Origin of the sequence: Roseomonas aerilata DSM 19363, assembly GCF_000711725.1 — a bacterium.
Classification (GTDB): Bacteria; Pseudomonadota; Alphaproteobacteria; order Acetobacterales; family Acetobacteraceae; genus Roseomonas; species Roseomonas aerilata.
The window spans coordinates 1-2,688 of the sequence record NZ_JONP01000119.1; the positions used below are offsets into that span (position 1 = coordinate 1).

At 68.4% G+C, this 2,688-nt stretch carries 3 protein-coding genes and 1 pseudogene; 2 read left to right on the forward strand and 2 right to left on the reverse strand.

Annotated elements, in window-relative coordinates; all coding sequences use genetic code 11:
- Positions 1-147: 147 nt before the first annotated feature.
- Positions 148-864, reverse strand: coding sequence for a DNA methyltransferase (locus BO39_RS34825; RefSeq protein WP_156964160.1), 717 nt, complete (start codon positions 862-864; stop codon positions 148-150).
- Between the two features lie 3 nt (positions 865-867).
- A complete protein-coding gene (locus BO39_RS34830) occupies positions 868-1,590 on the reverse strand; it encodes a hypothetical protein (RefSeq protein ID WP_156964162.1) in 723 nt (240 codons plus the stop codon).
- A gap of 114 nt (positions 1,591-1,704) precedes the next feature.
- Between BO39_RS34830 and BO39_RS35590 the strand changes: the two are divergent.
- Together BO39_RS35590 and BO39_RS35595 are read left to right on the forward strand one after the other, a co-directional pair.
- Positions 1,705-2,139: pseudogene (locus BO39_RS35590) on the forward strand (recombinase family protein); the annotation flags it as partial.
- A 12-nt stretch (positions 2,140-2,151) separates the two neighbouring features.
- The coding region (locus tag BO39_RS35595; protein ID WP_420493652.1) for a recombinase family protein at positions 2,152-2,688 on the forward strand (537 nt) is incomplete at its 3' end.

A 2,688-nucleotide genomic window follows, 5' to 3' on the forward strand; every position in this document is an offset into this window, starting at 1 on the left:
TGCACGCCATCAGCGACGGCCTGCAGCTCGCGGATGAGCAGGCGGTGGTGGGCAGCCGGTGCGAAGCCCTGGGGCGCGAGGGCGTGCTCGCACCACTGGCCGAAGTCGCGGCGGATGGCGCGGCGCTGACCCAACTCCCAGGCGGGGTCAGTCTTCATTGGGAGGCCCCTCACGGTCGAGCACGAGCCTTGCCGCCCGGGCGCGGGCGATCTCCTCCTCGAGCTCAGCGTCGGTCATCTCGCCCGCCGGCTTGGCTGAGAGCACCACCTCGTGCTTCTCGCGCCAGCCCGCACGCGCCTTCATCCAGAAAATGCTGGCGGCGGTGTTCTGACCGGAGGTCGCCATCTGGAACAGGGTCTGAGCGACCTTCACCGTCGCCTCCACAGAGCCGCAGTCCAGTTCGCGCCGGAAGTGCAGGCGCAGCGTCTTGGGATCGATCTCGAGCAGGGTGGCGATGTCAGGCTGGGGGATGCCGAAGCCGGCCATGACTCGCACGGTCCGACGCTGCTCCTCGGTTGGGAGGTAAGGAGATCCCTGAGGCATATCAGGCGCGCTCCCCAGCGGTGGCGGGGCAGCGCTGGGCTCCACCTCAGCAAAGGTGGCTCGGCTGCCCTCCAGGCGCGCCTCCTGGCCGGTGAAGGCCTGCCAGCGAAGCACGGCGACATCGCTGTAGGCAGGGGACAACTCGACGGCGTGGCAGGCGCGACCGCTCATCTCGGCGGCGATCAGGGTGGTGCCAGAGCCGGAGAAGGGCTCGTAAACAGCCTGCCCGGGCGAGGAGTTGTTCTCGATCGGCCGACACATGCACTCCACCGGCTTCTGGGTGCCGTGGACGGTGTCGGCGTCCTGGTCTCGGTTGGGGATGGACTAGAGGGTCGTCTGCTTCCTGTCCCCGGCCCAGTGCCCCTTCGCGCCGTTGCGAACGGCGTACCAGCAGGGCTCGTGCTGCCAATGGTAGTGGCCCCGCCCGAGCACCAGGCGCTCCTTGGCCCAGATCACCTGGGCCCGGATGTCGAAGCCGCACTCGATCAGGCTTTCGACCACCGTGCTGGCGTGCAGGGCGCCGTGCCAGACATAGGCGACGTCGCCCATGAACAGCGCCCAGGCCTGCGTCCAGTCCGCGCGGTCGGCATTCAGCACCTTGCCCGTGCGCTGAGTTTTGCTGCCCTCCAGGGCTTCGTTGCGCCAGGAGGGATCGTAGGCCACGCCGTAGGGTGGATCCGTGACCATCAGGTGCGGGCGCACGCCGGCAAGCACGGCCTCGACCGCGGTAGGATCGGTACAGTCGCCGCAGACGAGACGGTGGCGGCCCATCAGCCAGACGTCATCCAGGCGCGACACCGGCACCTCGGGCGGGGAGGGGACGGCATCGGGGTCCGTCAGGCTCGAGGAGGGTTCGGCCAGGAAGGAGGCGATCTCGAGCTCATCGAAGCCGGTGAGCGCCAGGTCGAAGCCCTCTGCGCCCAAGTCGGCCAGCTCTACACGAAGCAGGTCCTCGTCCCAGCCGGCGGAGAGCGCTAGGCGGTTGTCGGCGAGCACGTACGCACGGCGCTGAGCTGGCGTGAGGTGGCTCAGCTCCAGCGTTGGCACCTCAGGTCATGCCGAGCTGGCGCGCGGCGAGGAGGCGCCCGTGGCCAGCGATGACGCCGCGATCGCCGTCGATGAGGATGGGATTGGTGAAGCCTCCGCTGCGCCGTCTACGCCCGCAAGAGCACGGACGAGGGGCTCGACCGCGAGTTCAACACCCTCGATGCCCAGCGGGACGCTTGTGAGGCTTACGTCCTGTCCCAGCGTGCCGAGGGCTGGACCCTGGTAGGGGACCGCTACGACGACGGCGGCTTCTCGGGCGGCACCCTGGAGCGTCCGGCCCTGCAGCGGCTGCTCCGCAATATCGAGCAGGGCAGGGTGGACGTGGTGGTGGTCTACAAAATCGACCGCCTCTCCCGCTCGCTGATGGACTTCTCCCGTCTGGTGGAGACCTTCGAGGCGCACGGGGTGACGTTTGTCAGCATCACCCAATCCTTCAACACCACCACTTCCATGGGGCGGCTGACGCTGAACATCCTGCTCTCCTTCGCCCAGTTCGAGCGCGAGGTGATTGGCGAGCGCATCCGGGACAAGTTCGCCGCTTCTCGCGCTCGGGGAATGTGGATGGGGGGTCGCGTGCCGCTCGGCTACGAGGTCAGGGACAGGAAGCTCCTGGTCAACGAGGCGGAAGCCGCCACGGTCCGGCGGGTGTTCACCACCTTCCTGGACACCGGATCCGGCACCGAGACTGCCCGCCAGCTCCAGGCTGAGGGCCTGACCAGCCGGTCGGGACGGTTGCTGGACAAGGGCGACGTCTACAAGCTGCTGAACAACCGGACCTACGTCGGTGAGGCGGCGCACAAGGGGAAGGTCTACCCTGGTGAGCACGCCGTCATCGTCGATCGGGCGCTCTGGGACAAGGTGCACGCCCTGCTGAAGGAGAGCCCGCACACCCGGGGCAATGCCACCCGCAACCAGACACCGGCGCTGCTGAAGGGGCTCATCTACGGCACGGACGGCCGGGCGCTCTCGCCGACCCACACGCGGCGCCGGGGGCGATTGTACGGGTACTACGTCAGTCAGACTGCGCTGAAGGGCATAGACCAGCCGGACGGTGCCGATCCCACCCTGGTCCGGCGCATCTCGGCGGCGGAGATCGAG